Below are 19,190 nucleotides of genomic sequence, written 5' to 3'. Positions count from 1 at the left end.
GGCTCATGATGTGCGCGGCGGAGCGGTCAGGTGCTCGCCGAGCTGCTCCACCAGCTCGCTCATGTTGTGCCCGACGACGCCGGCGTCCGCGTCCTCGGTGGTGACGACGGCCAGATGAGCGCCCGCGCCCGCCTCCACGATGAACAGCACGCCGCCGTAGAACTCCGCCATGGCCGAGCGGACACCGCCGCTGCCGTCGCCGAACTCGACGGACGCCCCGTGCGACAGCGACTGGATGCCGGCCGCGATCGCCGCCAGCTGGTCGGCCTGGTCGACGCTCAGCTCCGGGGTACGGCACAGCTTCAGCCCGTCGCGCGAGAGCACGAGGGCGTGCCGGGTCCCGGGCGTCCTCTCCAGCAGGCCTTCCAGGAGCCAGGTGAGCTTGTCGTCGGCGGTGGTCGGGCCGGTCATGAGGTGGGGTCGCCTTCCGGGTGCGCGTGCGGATCGGAGGAAGAGGAGGAGGAGTGCTCGCTGGTGGGGGCGGGGGTACCGGGCCCGCTGCCGCTGCCGCTGCCGCTGCCGCTGCCGCTGCCGCTGCCGCTGCCGCTGCCGGCATCGGCAGCCTCGGGGCCGGGCGTGGCGATCCGGGGAGCAGCGGCGGTCGGGCTCTGCGGGGCGTGGTGGCTGGGCGCGGCGCTGTGTGGAGCGCCGGCGGTGGCACCCTGTGGCGCGTCGGCGGTGCGGCCGTGCCCTGCCGTGGGCGGCACGGCGACCGCGACCGCGTCGTCCGCGCCCCTGCCCTGCTCGTCCGCGGCCCTGCCCTGCTCGTCCGCGGTGCCCCTGCCCTGCTCGTCCGCGGACGAGCCGGCAGCGGCCTGCCGGGTGGTCGGGGCGGCCGGGCGCACGGCCTGGCGGAAGCTGCTGAACCGGGCCGCGCGGGCCTTGACCTCGTCCGGGGCGGATGCCGGGCGCGCGGCCTCGGCGCGGTGCGGGCGGGAGCCCTCGGCCTCGGCGAGCGTGCGGCCCCGGCGCCGCCTGGGCAGACCGCCCGGGCCCCCCGGCTCCGGCACCGGCGCGGCGGACTCGTGCTCCGGCCCGGACTCCGGCGCCGCGGACGCGTGGTCGGGCGTGGCCTCCAGGGCGCGGGGGGCCGCGGCGGACGCCGTCGTCTGCGGGCGCGCGGGAGCGGTCGCCCCGGCAGGGGCGGGGCTGGTGAGGATGTCCTGCGGGATGAGGATCAGCACCCCCGTGCCACCGCGCGCCGACGGCCGGAACGACACCTTGAGGACGTGCTTGCGGGCCAGCCGGCCGACCACGGCGAGGCCGAGCCGCGTGCCGGTCAGGCCACCCAGCCCGGTGACGTCCCCGGAGACCGCGCGCTCCGCGCGGCGCAGCTGCACCTCGCCCATGACCAGGCCACTGTCCTCCACGGACACGATGAGCCCGGCCGGCACCTCCTCCACGTAGACGTGGACCTCGGCGGTGGGCGGCGAGAAGTTCGCGGCGTTGTCCAGCAGTTCGGCGAGCGCGTGCATCACGCCCTCGGCGGCGTGCCCGGAGACGGCGGCCTCGCTGACCGAGTGCACCCGCACCCGGCGGTAGCCGGCGATCCGGCCCATCGCGCCGCGCAGGATCGACTCCATGGCGATCGGCCGGGCCCAACGGCGGCCCGAACGCGCCCCGGTCAGCACGGCGATGGAGTCGGCGAGCCGGCCGGCCTGGGCGGTGCGGTGGTCGAGATGGAGGAGATCGGAGAGGACCTCCTCGTCGCTGTGCCGGTCCTCCATCGTGCGCAGGTCGGCCAGCGTGGCCGTGGCCAGGGCCTGCATCCGTGCCGCGGCGTTGGACGTGGCGGAGACCGCCGCGTCCCGCTCCCGGCGGGCCCGCTCCAGCTCAGCCGTCAGACGGGCGGTCTCCCGGCGCAACCGGTCCGTCTCGCGCGCGCTCTGCTGCGTCAGCCGGTCGCGTTCGGTGCCGAACGAATCCGTCAATTCGGCGCGCTGCGCCGCCAGTTCGTCGATGAGGCGCTGCTGCTCCTGGCGCACGTCCTCCGCCGTACGGGCTTGCTGGTGCAGCAGCCGCCCGATCTCCTGGGTGGCGCTCTCCAGCCGGTGCCGGGTGCCGCGTGCGATCCGCAGTGCGTGTGCGGCCGTGGCGACCGCCGCGCTGAGGGCGACCGCGGCCGAGGCCCCGCCCCAGACGAGCGGGGTGCCCGCGGAGTGCGGTGCCAGGAGCACGGCGGCGCAGACCGCGAGCGCGGACAGGACACCGGTCGCGGCGAACGCGGAGACGAACGTACGCGGGGAGGGTCGGTCTCCGGGATGGGTGGGCGCGGTCATCGGTCCGGTCTGGTCCTCGCGGCAAAGACGGGCGGGTGGCAGCTTGCAGAAGAGGCGTGAAGGGTGCGGCGCGACACTCGATCGTGAACTGACGGTCACTATACGAGAGTTCTTGATCGAAAAAGAACGGATCCGTGGGCTTTCCATGAACTGGACGGCCGTGTCCGCGTGTTGGTGGTGAACCGGACGAGTGGGAGGACCCGGGACCGAGTGCCCTGCCGTCCACGGCGTGACCCACGGGGCGACGGCGTCGGCGAACGACGATCCGGCCCCCGGGCGCCTGGGCCGGCAGACGCAAGCGGGGGGACGAAGGTTGCCTCTCGGTGCCCGGTTTCCGTTGTGTGCCGCCTGTGGGCATTCCCACCCGTAACGGATCTTGACGCCCGCTTCCGGGCTCGCTGGACTGTTGCCGACCGGGCGCGCGTCGCTTAGGGGATCCCGGTCGGGGGCGGGCCGGCCGGCAGGCGGGTGAAGGGGGCGACAGACGTGACGGGGGAACCGAAGGCGATGGGCTGCCGAGCCTCATGAGCGCCGAAGGGCGTCTCGCGCGCTTACGTCCGCCGCTCGCGCGACTCGCCCGGTTCACCCGGCGCACGCTGCGAGCCGAGTGGCACGCCGTCGTCGCCGACCCGGTGCGGCGGCTCGCCCGGCGGGGACTGTCCGGACTGCTGCTGGCGTTCGTCGCCGCGTTCGGCGTCATCTTCTTCCACGCCATCGCCCAGCACCCCGCCGGCGCGGTCTGGGTACGGCGGCTCGGCGGTGTCATGGCGGACCTGCCACTGTGGCTGTCCCTGCTGCGCACCCCCGTGTCGCTGTACGTGCCCGCGCTCGACCTGCCGGTGTGGGCGGGCATCACCCAGCTCTTCCTCGCGTTCGCGCTCGCCGAACTGACCCTCGGCCGCGCCCGCACCCTGATGATCGCCTACGTCACCACACTGGCCGGCACCCTCACCGCCCGCCTGATGATCGCGGCGGGGCCCGGCTGGTGGGGGTTCGGGCTGCCGCCCGAGTGCGGGCAGGTGCTCGACACCGGGCCCTCGGCCGCCGTGGTGGGTCTGTTCACCTACCTCTCGGTCGTCCGGCGCGCCCCCGTGGTGTTCGCGCTGACCGGCGGCTCGATGGTGTGGGAGTCCATCGCCGTCCCCAACCTGGCCGGCCGCGAGCACCTCATCGCGGTGGGCGCGGCGGTCGTCCTCGGACTCCTGCACGGCCGCACGCAACGGCTGCGCGCCGCCGTACGGTCCCTGCTGCCGGCGCCACCCCCCGAACCCACCCCCGCCCTCACCCCCACCCCCGGGCCCACCGGCCCGCCCCCCGCACCCACGAGCCAGGCCCCGGCCCCGGCGGCGTCCGCCGAAACCCGCGCACTCCCGGCCCCGGCGGCGTCCACCGAGCCACACGCGTTCCCGGCGGCGTCCGCGGAGCCACGCACGGTTCCCGCCCCGGCGGCGTCCACCGCGCCACACGCGTTCCCGGCGGCGTCCGCGGAGCCGCGCACCGTCTCCGCCCCGGCGGCGTCCACCGAGCCACACGCGCTCCCGGCGGCCTCCACCGAGCCGCGCACGGTTCCGGCCCCGGCGGCGTGCGCCGAGCGGCCCGCGGATCGCGGGGCCTGAGCCCCGGCGGCATCCCCGTGCGCCGGGCCCGCTCCGCCCGGCGCGTCCCTGTGGCGCCGCCCACCCCGTCAATGTGATGGTTTTCGCACGTCGACCCGTACGGCCACCCCCTAGGGTGGCCGCGAGGCAGGGCAGGGCGTGGCTGACACCAGGGTGTTCGTCGCCGGCAGGCAGCTGAAGGGAATCCAGGATGTTCCGCAAGGTGCTGGTCGCCAACCGTGGAGAGATCGCGATCCGCGCGTTCCGGGCGGGCTACGAACTAGGCGCCCGCACGGTCGCCGTGTTCCCGCACGAGGACCGCAATTCGCTGCACCGGCTCAAGGCCGACGAGGCCTACGAGATCGGGGAGCCGGGGCACCCGGTGCGGGCCTACCTCTCCGTGGAGGAGATCGTGGGCGCCGCCCGCAGGGCCGGGGCGGACGCCGTCTACCCCGGCTACGGCTTCCTGTCCGAGAACCCCGAACTGGCCCGCGCCTGCGAGGAGGCGGGCATCACCTTCGTCGGCCCCGACGCCCAGACGCTGGAGCTGACCGGCAACAAGGCCCGTGCGGTCGCCGCCGCCCGCGCGGCGGGCGTGCCCGTGCTCGGCTCCTCCCAGCCCTCCAACGACGTGGACGAACTGGTCCGCGCCGCCGAGGAGATCGGCTTCCCCGTCTTCGTCAAGGCGGTCGCGGGCGGCGGCGGGCGCGGCATGCGGCGCGTGGAGGACCCCGCCCAGCTGCGCGAGTCCATCGAGGCCGCGTCCCGCGAGGCCGCGTCCGCGTTCGGCGACCCGACCGTCTTCCTGGAGAAGGCCGTCGTGGACCCGCGCCACATCGAGGTGCAGATCCTCGCCGACGGCGAGGGCAACGTGATCCACCTCTTCGAGCGGGACTGCTCGTTGCAGCGCCGCCACCAGAAGGTCATCGAGATGGCCCCCGCGCCCAACCTCGACCCCGAACTGCGCGACCGGATCTGCGCCGACGCCGTGCGCTTCGCCCGCGAGATCGGCTACCGCAACGCGGGCACCGTGGAATTCCTGCTCGACCCCGACGGCAACCACGTCTTCATCGAGATGAACCCGCGCATCCAGGTCGAGCACACCGTGACCGAGGAGGTCACGGACGTCGACCTGGTCCAGGCCCAGCTGCGCATCGCCGGCGGCGAGACCCTCGCCGACCTCGGCCTCGCCCAGGACACCGTCACGCTGCGCGGTGCCGCCCTGCAGTGCCGTATCACCACCGAGGACCCCGCCAACGGCTTCCGCCCGGACACCGGCCGGATCAGCGCCTACCGCTCGCCGGGCGGCTCCGGCATCCGTCTCGACGGCGGCACCACCCACGCGGGCACCGAGATCAGCGCCCACTTCGACTCGATGCTGGTCAAGCTCACCTGCCGGGGCCGGGACTTCAAGGCCGCGATCGGCCGGGCCCGGCGCGCGGTCGCCGAGTTCCGCATCCGCGGTGTCGCCACCAACATCCCGTTCCTGCAGGCGGTCCTCGACGACCCCGACTTCCAGGCGGGCCGGGTCACCACCTCCTTCATCGAGCAGCGCCCCCAGCTGCTGACCGCCCGCTCCTCCGCCGACCGCGGCACCAAGCTGCTCACCTACCTCGCCGACGTGACGGTGAACAAGCCGCACGGCGAGCGGCCCGACGTGCTCGACCCGCTGACCAAGCTGCCGCCGCTGCCCGCGGGCGAGCCGCCCGCCGGTTCGCGCCAACTGCTCGTGGAACTGGGCCCCGAGGGCTTCGCCCGCCGGCTGCGCCAGTCCCCGACGATCGGCGTCACCGACACCACCTTCCGCGACGCCCACCAGTCCCTGCTCGCCACCCGCGTGCGCACCAAGGATCTCCTCGCCGTCGCCCCGGTGGTCGCCCGCACCCTGCCGCAGCTGCTCTCCCTGGAGTGCTGGGGCGGCGCCACCTACGACGTGGCACTGCGCTTCCTCGCCGAGGACCCCTGGGAGCGGCTGGCCGCGCTGCGCGAGGCCGTCCCCAACATCTGCCTGCAGATGCTGCTGCGCGGCCGCAACACCGTCGGCTACACCCCGTACCCGACCGAGGTCACCGACGCCTTCGTGCAGGAGGCCGCCGCCACCGGCATCGACATCTTCCGCGTCTTCGACGCCCTGAACGACGTCGGCCAGATGCGGCCCGCCATCGAGGCCGTACGCGAGACCGGCACGGCGATCGCCGAGGTCGCCCTCTGCTACACCGCCGACCTCAACGACCCCGCCGAGCGCCTGTACACCCTCGACTACTACCTGCGCCTCGCGGAGCAGATCGTCGAGGCCGGCGCCCATGTCCTCGCCATCAAGGACATGGCCGGACTGCTGCGCGCCCCGGCCGCCGCCAAGCTCGTCTCCGCGCTGCGGCGCGAGTTCGACCTGCCGGTGCACCTGCACACGCACGACACCGCGGGCGGGCAGCTCGCCACCTACCTGGCCGCGATCCAGGCGGGCGCGGACGCGGTCGACGGCGCGGCGGCCTCCATGGCGGGTACGACCTCGCAGCCGTCGCTGTCGGCGATCGTCGCCGCCACCGACCACTCCGAGCGGCCCACCGGTCTCGACCTGCAGGCGGTCGGAGACCTGGAGCCGTACTGGGAGAGCGTCCGCAAGATCTACGCCCCGTTCGAGGCGGGCCTCGCCTCCCCGACCGGCCGCGTCTACCACCACGAGATCCCCGGCGGCCAGCTGTCCAACCTGCGCACCCAGGCCGTCGCCCTCGGACTCGGCGACCGCTTCGAGGACATCGAGGCGATGTACGCCGCCGCCGACCGCATCCTCGGCCGCCTGGTCAAGGTCACCCCGTCCTCCAAGGTCGTCGGAGACCTCGCCCTGCACCTCGTCGGCGCCGGCGTCTCCCCGGCGGACTTCGAGGCGACTCCCGACAAGTTCGACATCCCCGACTCGGTGATCGGCTTCCTGCGCGGCGAACTGGGCACCCCGCCCGGCGGCTGGCCCGAGCCCTTCCGTACCAGGGCGCTCCAGGGCCGCGCGACCGCCAAGCCCGTTCCCGAGCTGTCCGCCGAGGACCGCGACGGGCTGGCCAAGGACCGGCGGGCCACCCTCAACCGGCTGCTGTTCCCCGGCCCGACCCGCGAGTTCGAGACCCAGCGCCAGTCCTTCGGCGACACCAGCGTGCTGGACAGCAAGGCGTTCTTCTACGGTCTGCGCCCGGCCAAGGAGTACGCCGTCGACCTGGAGCCCGGCGTCCGGCTGCTGATCGAGCTGCAGGCGATCGGCGAGGCCGACGAACGCGGACTGCGCACCGTGATGTCCACCCTCAACGGCCAGTTGCGCCCGATCCAGGTACGGGACCGCGCGGCGGCCTCCGACATCCCGGTGACGGAGAAGGCCGACCGTTCCGACCCCGGCCATGTCGCGGCACCCTTCGCCGGTGTGGTGACGCTGACCGTGGCCGAGGGCGACGAGGTGGCGGCCGGTGCCACGATCGCCACCATCGAGGCGATGAAGATGGAGGCGACGATCACGGCGCCGAAGGCGGGCCGGGTGTCCCGGCTGGCGATCAACCGGATCCAGCAGGTGGAGGGCGGCGACCTGCTGGCCGAGCTGGCCTGAGCCCGCGCGCGCCGCGGCCGTCGACCACGGCCGCGGCGCGCGAGAGCACGGTCGCCCGCGGCCGTCGAGAGCACGGTCGCCCGCGGTCGTCGCGCGGCGCCGCGGCCCCGTGTCGGCGGCCGCGGATCCGCACCGCGTATCCGGACCGTTCGAGGCACACCCGGCCGGCGGCCGTCAGTCCCAGAGCGGGTAGATCATGACCTCCTTGAAGCCGTCCGGCCGGGCGGACGCGTACGTGAGGGTCATCCGGGTGAAGTGCTGGACGTTCGGGTCCTTCTTCCACGCCTGCGGGCTCTCCAGGCGCACGGTCACCTGGTAGTAGCGGAACCTGCCCGCCGCGCAGTACGGCTTGCAGTCGTTGACCAGGTTCACGCCCACGGCCGTCGCCCCGTCCGGGCCCCACTGCGACCACTGCAGCCCGGAGAGCCGGCTGTTGCCGTCACCGCAGGCGAGGAGGAAGTCGGCCGGGCGGATGTCCCGCTGCCACTGGCAGGTGACGAGCACGGGTGGCGGGGGGCCGGCCTGCGCGGCCGTGGTGGCCGGACCGGCCGACGCCGTGCTCATGGACGTCGTGAGCAGGGCTGACGCCGCCAGCGTGAGCGCCGTTCCCGTCAGTGATCCGCGCATGGTCGCTCCCACCCGTCGATCGTCCCCGAGGGCTGCACAACGACGCTACGACCGCTCGCCCGAATGCACCAATCGCGCAGTTCCGGGGCAGGCGTCAGCCGTGCGAGACGGTCAGCCCGTAGAACGCGACCCGGGCGCCGTTGGTCGTGCTGTCCGAGGAGGACTGGTTGTAGGAGCCGGCCTTGAAGTACTGCTTGTAGGGCTTGAAGGAAGACGGGATCGCGTAGTGCGTGGTGGTGCCGTTGACGGTCAGGTCGACGGTGTTCCCGCCCGAGACGGCGATCGTGTAGGTCCACGTCTTCCCGATGGACACATGCCCGACGGTGTGCGGGGTCTGCCCGCCGGACGGCGAGTCCTCGGTGCCCAGCACGATGTCGCCGTTGGCGTGGTAGTACAGCTCCACCAGCGGCTTCGTCGAGGACCCGCCGGAGCCGAGGTGGATCTGGCCGACGCAGACGTTCTTGGTCACGGAGACCACGCGGAGGGTGGCGCTGAGGCGGTGGGAGCCGCTGAGCGACCAGTCGGCGGCGCTGCCGTTGCGGTTCATCTCCCGCAGCTCGGACCGCGCGTAGTTGGAGTTCGGCGTGGTCACACCCTTCTCGGGCGCCCAGAAGGTCATCGCGCCGTCGCGGGTGTCGGTGTAGAAGTACGTGTCCTGGTAGCCGCTCGCGCCCTGCAGCCGGGACGACGGGATGGTGGTCGGGGAGCCGGGTGAGCCGACGGGCTCCTGGAGCTGCCAGACCGAGAGGTCGAAGTTGCCGCCGGGTGCCTTGCCGGGATCGGCCGCGCCCGCGCTGCCGGCGGTGAGCACCGTGAGGGCGAGGGCGAGGCCCGCGGCGGCCGGGGCCGCGAGGAGTCGTGAGCGGTTCACGTGGGGGGTCCCTTCACGAGAAGGATGCGTTCAGTCTTGTGAACACTGAACGCATCCTTGGTCACTGATGACCCGTGAAGCTAGAGGTATGAACCTGACACGTCAAGAGCGTCAGCAGGCTCCCTCGTCCTGCCAGGGACCCCATTCGGACGCGCCGGGCGTCTCGTTCTGGGTCCACCACTTGGCCTTCCAGTTGTGCTTGCCGTAGGAGACCTCGTTGCCCGCCGTGTACACCGACGAGGCAGACCAGGCCGCCTTGCAGGAGGTCGGCGTGGGCGTCGGGGTGGGCGTGGGGGTGGGGGTGCCGGTCGGCGGGGTCACACCGGCGAACTTCATCGAGTACTTGGCGAAATCCCACGAGTTCTGGGCCACGCCGGAGCAGGTGCCCGAGGTGCGGCCGCCGTTGTCGACCGGGGAGCACTGCCGGTCCCGGTTCAGCGACCAGAACGTGAACCGGTCCATGTGATGGCTCGTCGCGTAGTCGAGCACCGTCTGGAAGTCGGCCTGGGAGAAGTACTCGCCCGTGTCGCTGCGGCCGTTCATGCCGGAGAAGCCCTCGTGGGCGTACGCGGTCGCCTGGTCCCAGCCGAAGGTGGACTGCAGGACGGAGTTGAAGTTCGTGAGCGCGGCGGTCTGGCTCGCGGCCCCGTTGAAGCCGCCGTCGAACGGCATGATGGAGAAGTTGTTCGGGGTGAACCCCTGGGACTTGGCCTCCAGCAGCATCTGCTTGCCGAACCAGCCGGTGCCGTCCGCCGTGCCGGCCGTTGTCACCGACACGTACAGGCCCGGGTTGTTCTGCTGGAGGATCTTGGCCGCGCCGATCTCGTTCCTGATGGCCGCGGTGTTCTCGTACTCCGGCTCCTCCAGGTCGAAGTCGATGGCGTGCAGCCCGTACTTGGTGATCACCTGCTGGTAGGCCGCGGCCGTGGACGACGCGTCCGCGCAGGCCTGGCCGAGCTTGGTGCCGCCGTAGCCGCCGATGGAGACGGAGACGTCACCGCCCTTGGCGCGGATCGTGCTGATCACGGACTGCACGGCCGTGTCCGAGGAGACGGGCGAGGTGCCGCCCCAGGTCGGGGTGCATCCGCCGCCGTTGGGGGCGAGGACGAAGGCCAGCTGGAAGGCCTTGAGGCCGGTGGCGTCCATGATGGCGGCCGGGTCGGGCGGGTCGTTGTCCAGCGGCATCAGATAGGGAGCTGCGGCGTACCAGCGGTTGTCGAGTGCGCCGGCCGCGCCCGAGGCGCTGCCCGCGACCAGCGCGGTCGTGCCGGCGGCGGCGAGCGTGACGGCCGCCGCCGCGCCCAGACATGCCCGAAGACGTCTCACTGCGTGCCTCCAGAGGGTGGGGGAGAGCCCCGGAGCGGGGGAGCCCCACCCTCTGAGAGGTGTTGCGGTCACGTCAATAAGTTGGACTAGACCAACCTGCTCTTTGGACTAGACCATACGATCTCGTTACCTGTCGTCGACCAGCCGCAGGGTGAAGCCCCGGTCCAGCGCCCTGCTCGGCGTCGCGACCGTCGTGACGTGGGTGTCCGCGTCGTAGGACCAGGCCGAGCGGGGCAGCCGGCGTCCGTCGAGGAGTACTCGGCCGGGCGCGGTGTCACCGTGCACGGTGAACCGGTACGTGCGCGCGTCGACCTTGCCCGCGTAGGCGCCCCTGCTCGCGCCGACCGTCACGCTCGTCCCCGTGCTGTCGGCGCGCACCGACACCCGCTGGGTGGCGGCCGAACCCTTGGTGAAGTCACGGGTCACACCGTCGTCCTCGTACAGCGTGTAGCGGCTCGTGCCGCGGGCGGCCGGGTACAGGTCCCAGTCCAGCTCGTGCCGGTCGCGGGTCTGCCAACTCGTCGTGCCCTTGGGCCACATGGGCACGATCGCACCCTCGCGCACGAACAGCGGGAGGGTGTCCAGCGGGGCGTGGTAGCCGTTCAGGGTGGCCGGTCCCCGGTAGGTGCGGCCGGTCCAGTAGTCGGTCCAGGTGCCCTGGGGCAGGTAGATCCCGTCGCGGGTGTCGGAGTCCTGGTAGACCGGGGCGACGAGGAGGTCGCGGCCCGACAGGAACTCGTACCTGGCCTGGTCGCCGAGGGTCCGGGGATCGTCCGGGTACTCCAGCCACAGCGGACGCACCGCGCCCACCCCCGTCTTCGCCGCCTCGGCGGACAAGGTGTACATGTACGGGAGCAGCCGCTCCTTCAGCTGCAGGTACTTGCGGTTGACGGAGGTGTACGGCTCGCCGTCGAGCCAGGGCTGCTGGTCGGCGGGCTTCTTGGTGGTGAGGTCGGTGGCCCAGCCGTCCATCGTCATGACGGTCGGCAGGAACGCCTTCCACTGCAGGTCACGGGCGTACATCTTGGCGTCGTGGCGGTAGATGCTGCCCACGTCACCGGTGTTGTAGGCGATGCCGGACATGGTCGCACCGGCGTAGGTGGGGATCTGCCAGCGGATGTAGTCCCAGGACAACTGCTGGTCGCCGCTCCACAGGACCCCGCACCGCTGGGCGCCCGCCCAGGACACCGGCAGCCAGACGAAGCCGCGCGCGTCGCTGTTGTCCTCGATGCCCTTCTTGGCGGCGTCGCAGGCGTCCAGCGCGAACCTGTAGCCGTTGCCCACCCAGGCCACGTCCAGCTTGGCCACCCGCTGACCCGCCTTGACCTGGTCGGCGAGTCGGCCGATGCCGTCCTGGGTCCACAGCCCGAGCCGGGCGTCGTGGTCCTGCAGGCCCTTGGCGGTCTGCTCCAGGTTCTCGTACCCGCAGCCGTAGCCGTCGTTGACCAGCATCCAGCCGAGCGGCATCCGGTGCTCGGTGTATCCGTCGGCGATCTTCAGTGCGTCCAGGGTGTGCCGCTCGCCCCGGTTGGCGTTGTGCAGATAGCAGTCGGAGTCGCCCGGCTCGAGTCCGTAGACCGGCGGCATGAACGGCCTGCCCGTCAATGCGGTGTACTTGCCGATCACTTGCTTGGCGTCACCGAGGAAGTAGTAGGCGTCCAGGCGCCGTTCCTGCTGTCCGGTGGTGACCGGTGAGCCGAAGGTGTACACGCCCGGCGCGAAGGTGTTGCGGAAGACGCCGTAGCCCGCGCTGGAGAGGTAGAAGGGCTGGGAGTTGTTGTATCCGCCCTCGTTCCAGTCGAAGCTGTTGGCCACGTACACCGTCCGCCCGCGGTGCGAGAGGCTGCCGTTCTGCTCGCCGCCGCCGAAGAACTGCTCGTCCAGGCCGCGCGTCAGGCTCTGCCGCATGCCGCCGGTCGACCAGCGCAGCGGCTTGTCCTCCTGCCAGATCCGGGTGCGGTCGTCGGGCTTGTAGAGGCCGAACCGCAGCGGCTTCTTGTAGACGCGCAGGACGGCCCCCGGGGAGCGGATGCCGTAGTAGTCGCCCGCGTCGAAGGACGAGGTGTGCCGCTGCGGGGCCGGCTGCTCACGCACGATGGCGGTACCGGCCGGATCGCTCAGCGAGCCCGACGGGTCGGCCTGGAGCCGCAGCTGACCGCCCTTCAGGAAGTCGGCGCGGGCGGTGAGCTGCCCCGCACCGATGGTGTAGCTGCCGTCCCGGCCCGAGAAGGACGTGAGGTCACCGGCGTCCGTGGTCGCGGGCAGATAGGCGGTGCCGGTGAACGAGTCGTCGTGCACCTCGTACGGCACGACGAGGACGTGGTACGTGCCCGACGCCCGGGGGATCACCGTGGCCTCGGGGTCGGCGGTGCCGGCACTGGAGGCCACCTGCTTGCCGTGGTCGTCGTAGACGTACAGGTCGAAGTCGGCCGAGGGGCGGTCCCACCTGATCGACAGCGGGACGCCCCCCTCGGGGTTGTCGTCCCAGTAGCCGTCCGGCACCGAGACGGTCAGATCGAAGCGGCCGCACACCTTGCCGTCGGGATCGGCGTCGGAGGCGGGACAGCTCTCGGCGCCGCCGCCGGTGCCCTTGGCGTAGACCGGGCTCTGCCAGCCGACGCCGCTGTGAGCGGGGTCCAGCACGGTGCCGGAGGTGGTGGCGGCCGCCTCGGCGGGCACCGGACCGGCCAGCGCGGTCGCGGCCAGGGCGGCCGCCAGCCCCAGCGGAACCCAGGCCGGCCACGGCACACGATGGCGCAGTCTTCGTGGTCTTCGCACGGCGGAACAGCTCCCCTCGCACCCTTGCGGATTGACTGTCCTAGCTGGAGATGCTCGGAGACGCTCGAATTCAGCACCAATCGAGCAACTTCACGCACGCAGCCTGGTGGTTGGCTCAGGTTCATGTCAATACCGCGGCCACCGCCCGAAGTTGGGTGCGGCGGAGGGGGGAACGGGAGCGCCGTCGATGCCCGCATGCGTGTACGGGCGTTCCGCTGTCCGTGGCGCCCTTGACAGCGTGCGTACTGTTTCGCGAGTTTTGATCCTTGTACCACGGTTCGGAATCCCGGCCGCCGATCGCGGGACGGACACGCGCGGCGGGGATCGCGGACACCGGAACCAATGGCAGGACGCGCCCGGCGCGTCGTGGGGGGAGCGATCGCCCATGCGATCCATCGGCCATGCACCACACGCATCACCCGCCCGTCGCGCGAGCGGCGGACCGCCCCGGGAGCCGGCGGAAGGGCGGTGGAACTGACGTGCGGATCACCGTGCACAGACCCGGCGAGCTGACCTCCGAGCTGCGCGCGGCCTGGCACCGCGCGATGGACGAGTCCCCCGAGTACGCCAACCCGTTCCTGGCACCGGAGTTCGCGATCGGGGTCGGCCGCTTCCGGCGCGGCGCCCGGGTCGCCGTGCTGCGCGAGGACGGGGAGCCGGCCGGCTTCCTGCCGTACGAGCGGGGCCCGTTCGGCACCGGCCGGGCCATCGGGCTCGGTCTGTCCGACTGCCAGGCCCTCGTCCACCGGCCCGGTGTCACCTGGCACCCCGAGGAACTGCTGCGCGCCTGCGGGCTCAGCATCTTCGAGTTCGACCATCTCGTGCCGGAGCAACGGCCGTTCGCACCCCACGTCACCGGCACCTTCGCCTCACCGGTGATCGATGTGAAACCGGGCGACGGCAGCTATCCGGAGTGGCTGCGCGGCACGTACCCGGGGCTGGCCAAGACGACCCTGAAGAAGGAACGCCGGCTGGGCCGGGACGTCGGCGACGTCCGGTTCGTCTTCGACGAGCGCGATCCCGCGATGCTGCGCACCCTCATGCGGTGGAAGTCCGCGCAGTACCGCAGGACCGGTCGCATGGACCGGTTCTCCCGGCCGTGGATCGTCGGTCTGGCCGACCATCTGTTCCAGGTCCGCGAGGAGCACTTCACCGGGGTGCTGTCCGTGCTGTACGCGGGCGAGCGCCCGGTCGCCGCCCACTTCGGACCCCGGTCCAGCACGGTGCTGGCGGCCTGGTTCACCGCGTACGACCCCGAACTCCACTACTACTCGCCCGGATTGATGATGCACCTGAGGACCGCCGAGGCGGCCGCCCGGCACGGGGTGACCCTCGTCGACCTCGGACGCGGCGACAAGGAGTACAAGGACTGGCTCAAGACCCGCGAACTGCGGGTCGCCGAAGGCTTCGCCGGCCGCCCGCACCCGGTGGCGCTGGCCCAGCGGCTGTGGCGACGGCCGGTACGCGGCCTGCGGAACACGGTCCTGGCCCACCCGCGGCTGCGCGAGCCCGCCGACCGGCTGCTGAAGACGGTGGGCACCTTGCGCACGCGCGCCCAGGAGGCCACCCGCACGCGCCACGCCTGAACCGGACGGGCGCCTGCCGGTCGTCCCCCGTCACCGGAAGCCGAGGGGGAGGCCGGCGACCGGGACCGTGGGGCGCCGGGGCGGCTCCGGCCGGAATCACCGTCACGCGACGGCGTCCCGGCCGGCACGCGGTGCGCCGGTCCGGCGTGATGGTTCCGGTGGGCGTTCGGTGCGCCGGTCCGGCATGACGGCTCCTATGGGCGTACGGTGCGCCGGGCCGGCGTCGCGGGCGGCGCGGGATCGGCGTCGCGGCATGTGCGTGACCGGTGTCGCGGGCTGTGCGGGGACGGCGGCACGGGCTCTGCCGGGCCTCGCGCCCGGCTATCCGGGCCTACTTGCGATGCGCAGCGTGGGCGACGGGGTGGGGGCCTCCGGATCCGTGCCCTGCGCGGCGTCCGTCCACCAGTCGGCGCCGTCCTCGATGTAACGGAGCAGGACGCCCTCACGGATCGCCCACGGACAGACCACGGCCCGGCGCAGCCCCATGAGCTTGAGCGCCGTGTGCCCGACGACGGCACCCGCCAGGCTCTGGGCCGCCCGCGGCGCGGAGATCCCGGGCAGCTGGGCGCGCTCGGCGATGGGCAGCGCGGCCAGCTCGTGCACCGCATTGCGCAGCTCCCGGCAGGCCAACTCGCGCTCCACGAAAGGGCCGTGGCGTCCGGGCGCGGCCCCGCACAGCCGCGCCAGCTGCTGGAACGTACGGGAGGTGACGACGGCGGTGCGCGGTCTCTCCCAGCGTATCCGCGAGGCCACGTCCCGCATCTCATGGCGGATACGGCGGCGCAGCTCCTTCAACTCGGCAGGGCCGGGCGGATCCTCGACTCCCAGGTACTCCCGGGTCAGCCGGCTCGCGCCGAGCGGCAGGGAGGCGGCGAAGTCGGGCAGCCGGCCCCGGCCGAAGGCCACCTCCAGCGAGCCTCCGCCGATGTCGAGCAGGGCCAGAGGCCCCGCGCTCCAGCCCAGCCACCGGCGGGCGGCCAGGAAGGTCAGCTCGGCCTCGGTCTCACCCGGCAGGGTGCACATCCGGATCCCGGTTCCGGACGCCACCCGGCGCAGCACCTCCCGCCGGTTGGGGGCGCCGCGCACGACCGCGGTCGCGAAGGCCAGCGGGCCCGGCGCATGCCACCTGCGGGCCGTGTGGCCGGCCGCGGCCACCGCCTTGACCAAGCGCTCCACCGCCTCGTCGGCGATGGTGCCGTCCGGACCGACGTGTTCGGACAGGCGCAGCTTCCATTTGACGGTGTGGACCGGCAGTGGAACGCCACCCTCCACATCCGCGATCACCAGTCGGACCGTGTTCGACCCCGCATCCACCACACTCACCCGCATGGCCCGCAACTACCCACTCCACCGGTGACCACCCGTCACACGAGGGGCGCGCCGGTGCACACCGTGCCGGGACGTGCTCCCGGGACCGGCTCGCCCGGCGGGGCCGACACGGGCCGGTGGCGCGCGCCGCACGGGCCGAGCGCCCCGCGGTCCGCCCCGCCCGGATCCCGGAGCGCCCGGCACACGCGGACAACGCGGTGAAGCGCGCCATGTGGGCCCGGCCGAGGCGAGCCGGTCGCGCGCGGCGCACATGCCCGGCGCCGTGCGGGCCGCCCTGTCCGGATCCCGGAGCGCCCGGCAGGAGCGGACAACGCGGTGAAGCGCGCCATGCACGCCCGGGCCGAGGCGAGCCGGTCGCGTGGCGCACATGCCCGGTGCCGCGCGGTCCGCCCTGTCGGGCTCCCGTAGCGCCCGGCAGACGCGGACAACGCGGCGAAGCCCGCCATGCACGCCCGGGCCGAGGCGAGCCGGTCGCGTGGCGCACATGCCCGGCGCCGTGCGGGCCGCCCTGTCCGGATCCCGGCCCCCCTGAGCCTCGTACGGCCCACGCTGCCCTTAGATGGGTCATGACCACTGTCGGCACGGGGAGCGGGTCTTGACCAGAACGGATGCGACGAGGGTGCTGGTGATCGGCGGCGGCATCGCGGGTACCGCGACCGCGTTGGGCCTGCACAAGGCCGGACACGACGTCACCGTGTGCGAGGCGCACCCCGACACGGCCGAGGACATCGGCGCCTTCCTGACCCTCGCGAGCAACGGCATGAGCGCACTGGCGCAGCTCGACGCCACCGATGCCGTCACGGCCGTCGGTTTTCCGCTGACTTCCCTGCGGCTGCTCGACGCCCGGGGCACCGAGCAGGGGCGGGCACCGCTCGGCGAGGCCGCCGACCCCGCCCTGCGCTACCGCTGCCTGCGCCGCGGCGAGCTGAACGCGGCCCTGCAGGGCGAGGCGCTCCGGCGCGGCATCCCACTGCGGCACGGCGCCCGGCTGGAGTCCGTGACGGACGGCCCCGACGGCATCACCGTCCGCTTCGCCGACGGCACCAGCGCCACCGGCGACCTGCTCATCGGCGCCGACGGGCTGAACTCGACGGTGCGCCGGCTCATCACCCCCGGAGTCCGCCCCGTCTACGCGGGCCAGCACGTCTACTACGGCTACACCGCCACCGCCGTCCCCGGCGCCGTGCCCACGGCCGATCCGGGCGGCACGATCGTCATGGTGCGGGGCAGCGAGGCCGCCTTCGGCTACGCGGTCTCGCCGGTGGGGGAGACCTACTGGTTCGCCCGCGTGGCCGCGGACCCGCTGCCCCCGGGAGCGTCCGCGGAGCCCCACGCCGTGCTGCGCGAGCGGCTGCTGCCGCTGCTGCGCAAGGACGCCACGCCGGCCGCGGACCTCGTCGACGCCGCCGACACCGTCATGGTCACCAACGCCACCGAGCTGCCCCTCGGCGCCACCTGGCGTTCCGGCCGCATCCTGGTCGTCGGCGACGCGGCCCACGCCGCCTCCCCGGCCACCGGCCAGGGCGCCTCGATGGCCCTGGAGGACGCCGTCGTCCTCGCCAAGGCACTGCGTGACATGCCCGGCCCGGAGAGCGCGTTCGCCGCGTACGAGCGGCACCGCCGCCCGCGGGTGGAGCACAACATCACCGTCAGCGGCGGCATCTCCCGCGGCACCGGCGGCCCGTCCCGCCCCGGCCCGGCCGCCTCCCGTCCCGCGCAGCCGGACGAGGCGCTCGTCCGCCAGCTGCACTGGGACATCGCACTCGCCGCCGCCCCGTCCGAAGAGCACTGACCGCAGCGGCCGCCGCAGTACGGGGCGCGCGAGAGTGCAAGAGGCGAACCAGCGGAGTCCATTGCCGGGGCGAGTGCCGGGGCCGGATCGTTCCGCGACCACCGCCTGTTCGTGGACATCGCCTCCGGATACTTAGACGTCTACTACGGCTCGCGGAGTCGACAAGAACGGCGGCTGGAAGGCGTTCTACGAGCACGTGGCGCGCGCCCCGATCTCCGTCGGAGTCCGGAGCCCCGTTCCCGGATCGCCGTTCCCGGCAGCCGGGCGGAGCCCGGGCCCGGGGCGAGGCCGGGCCCGACTCCCGTGTTCCGCCGGGGGGTTGTGCCTATCCTGCTCGCATGTCGATCTGGAGTGGGGAGTCCGACGCCCGGGTGGCCGTGACGGCGGCCCGGGCCGGCGCGGCCGTGGTGCGTCACCTGTACGGCAAACGGCTCGAGCACTATGCGAAGTCCGCCGGCGACTTCGCGACGGAAGCGGACCTCCGAGCCGAGCGGGCCATCCTGGACGTGCTGCACGAGGCCCGCCCCGCGGACGCGGTGACGGCGGAGGAGAGCGGACCCACCGGAGTGGCCGGTACCGCCCGGCGCTGGCTGGTGGACCCGCTCTGCGGCACCCTCAACTACGCCGTGCACACCATGCTCGTCGGCGTGAACGTCGCGCTGCGCGTGGATGACGAGGTGACGGCCGCGGCGACGGCCGACCCGTTCAGTGGCGAGGTCTTCTGGGCCGACGGCGCCGGGGCCCGGGTCCACCGGGACGGCGCCGACCAGGTGGCGGTACCGTCGGCCGAATCCGCGCTGGTGGACGTCAACCTGGACCCGCCGTTCCCGAACGCGCCCGGCTTCCGGGCCGCACGCCTGCTCGGCGACCCCGGCTTCGCCGAGCGGTTTCGGCCCCGAGTGGTCTCCAGCACCCTCGCCGTCGCCTGGGTCGCCGCCGGACGCAGGGCGGCCTACGTGACCGACGGCGACCTGCGCGAGAGCGTCCACTTCGCGGCGGGGATCGCGCTGTGCCGGGCGGCCGGCTGCACCGTGTCCGACCTGTACGGCGAGCCCGTGCACAGCGGCACGGGCGGGCTGATCGCCGCGGCCGACGCGCAGACCCACGCGGCCCTGCTGGAACTGATCAAGGGCCAGGCGGGCCGGTCGAGTTAGCGTGATCGGGCGGCGTTCGAAGACTCCGGCGCCACCCCGCCGACACGCTGGGGTCGTGCCACGACCGGCGTCAGCACCGGCTCCCGCGCCGGGCCTGACCAAGTCCCGGGCCTGACCAAGTCCCGGGCCTGACCAAGTCCCAGGCCTGGCCAAGTCCCAGGCCTGGCCAAGTCCCAGGCCTGGCCAAGTCCCGGGCCTGGCCAAGTCCCGGGCCTGGCCAAGTCCCAGGCCTGGCCAAGTCCCAGGCCTGGCCAAGTCCCAGGCCTG

At 73.2% G+C, this 19,190-nt stretch carries 12 protein-coding genes; 5 read left to right on the top strand and 7 right to left on the bottom strand.

What is annotated here, in order from left to right; translation table 11 throughout:
• Positions 1 to 3 precede the first annotated feature (3 nt).
• Together ABVB68_RS19045 and ABVB68_RS19040 are read right to left on the bottom strand one after the other, a co-directional pair.
• The gene (locus ABVB68_RS19045) at positions 4 to 411 is read right to left on the bottom strand and encodes a roadblock/LC7 domain-containing protein (RefSeq protein WP_353602259.1); all 408 of its coding nucleotides are present in this window, start codon (positions 409 to 411) and stop codon (positions 4 to 6) included.
• Entirely contained in the window at positions 408 to 2,279 is a 1,872-nt protein-coding gene (locus ABVB68_RS19040; RefSeq protein WP_353602258.1) for an ATP-binding protein, read from the bottom strand. Before ABVB68_RS19040 ends, ABVB68_RS19045 begins: the two co-directional genes overlap by 4 nt.
• A gap of 524 nt (positions 2,280 to 2,803) precedes the next feature.
• Here ABVB68_RS19040 and ABVB68_RS36955 point away from each other — a divergent pair.
• Together ABVB68_RS36955 and ABVB68_RS19030 are read left to right on the top strand one after the other, a co-directional pair.
• Positions 2,804 to 3,895: a hypothetical protein gene (locus tag ABVB68_RS36955; protein WP_503006179.1), complete on the top strand. Its 1,092-nt coding sequence runs from the start codon at positions 2,804 to 2,806 to the stop codon at positions 3,893 to 3,895.
• Positions 3,896 to 4,085: 190 nt separating this feature from the next.
• Complete coding sequence (locus ABVB68_RS19030) at positions 4,086 to 7,460, top strand: pyruvate carboxylase (RefSeq protein WP_353602257.1); 3,375 nt, start codon at positions 4,086 to 4,088, stop codon at positions 7,458 to 7,460.
• A gap of 174 nt (positions 7,461 to 7,634) precedes the next feature.
• Here ABVB68_RS19030 and ABVB68_RS19025 read toward each other — a convergent pair whose 3' ends face one another.
• The 4 genes from ABVB68_RS19025 to ABVB68_RS19010 form a co-directional block, all read right to left on the bottom strand.
• Positions 7,635 to 8,087 (bottom strand): hypothetical protein, encoded by a 453-nt coding sequence (locus ABVB68_RS19025; protein ID WP_353602256.1) that lies wholly within the window; start codon positions 8,085 to 8,087, stop codon positions 7,635 to 7,637.
• A gap of 94 nt (positions 8,088 to 8,181) precedes the next feature.
• Positions 8,182 to 8,958: a polysaccharide lyase family 7 protein gene (locus ABVB68_RS19020; RefSeq protein ID WP_353602255.1), complete on the bottom strand. Its 777-nt coding sequence runs from the start codon at positions 8,956 to 8,958 to the stop codon at positions 8,182 to 8,184.
• A gap of 111 nt (positions 8,959 to 9,069) precedes the next feature.
• Positions 9,070 to 10,284 carry a chitinase gene (locus ABVB68_RS19015; protein WP_353602254.1) on the bottom strand — a complete coding sequence of 405 codons (1,215 nt, stop codon included), beginning with the start codon at positions 10,282 to 10,284 and terminating at the stop codon, positions 9,070 to 9,072.
• Positions 10,285 to 10,410: 126 nt separating this feature from the next.
• Complete coding sequence (locus ABVB68_RS19010) at positions 10,411 to 12,582, bottom strand: glycoside hydrolase family 31 protein (protein ID WP_503006183.1); 2,172 nt, start codon at positions 12,580 to 12,582, stop codon at positions 10,411 to 10,413.
• A gap of 959 nt (positions 12,583 to 13,541) precedes the next feature.
• On the opposite strand from ABVB68_RS19010, the gene ABVB68_RS19005 reads away from it, so the two are divergent.
• Positions 13,542 to 14,648, top strand: coding sequence for a GNAT family N-acetyltransferase (locus ABVB68_RS19005; RefSeq protein WP_353602253.1), 1,107 nt, complete (start codon positions 13,542 to 13,544; stop codon positions 14,646 to 14,648).
• 321 nt (positions 14,649 to 14,969) lie between these two features.
• On the opposite strand, the gene ABVB68_RS19000 is transcribed toward ABVB68_RS19005, so the two are convergent.
• On the bottom strand, positions 14,970 to 15,977 hold the full coding sequence (locus ABVB68_RS19000; protein ID WP_353602252.1) for a Ppx/GppA family phosphatase: 1,008 nt from the start codon (positions 15,975 to 15,977) through the stop codon (positions 14,970 to 14,972).
• Positions 15,978 to 16,572: 595 nt separating this feature from the next.
• On the opposite strand from ABVB68_RS19000, the gene ABVB68_RS18995 reads away from it, so the two are divergent.
• Entirely contained in the window at positions 16,573 to 17,769 is a 1,197-nt protein-coding gene (locus ABVB68_RS18995; RefSeq protein ID WP_353602251.1) for an FAD-dependent oxidoreductase, read from the top strand.
• Between the two features lie 338 nt (positions 17,770 to 18,107).
• On the top strand, positions 18,108 to 18,923 hold the full coding sequence (locus ABVB68_RS18990; protein ID WP_353602250.1) for an inositol monophosphatase family protein: 816 nt from the start codon (positions 18,108 to 18,110) through the stop codon (positions 18,921 to 18,923).
• The last annotated feature ends 267 nt before the right edge of the window (positions 18,924 to 19,190 follow it).

Origin of the sequence: Streptomyces sp. NPDC096012 (assembly GCF_040426375.1) — a bacterium.
Lineage (GTDB): Bacteria > Actinomycetota > Actinomycetes > Streptomycetales > Streptomycetaceae > Streptomyces.
The sequence above is the reverse complement of the archived record's forward strand: the minus strand, read 5'-3'. Positions and strand labels throughout refer to the sequence as shown.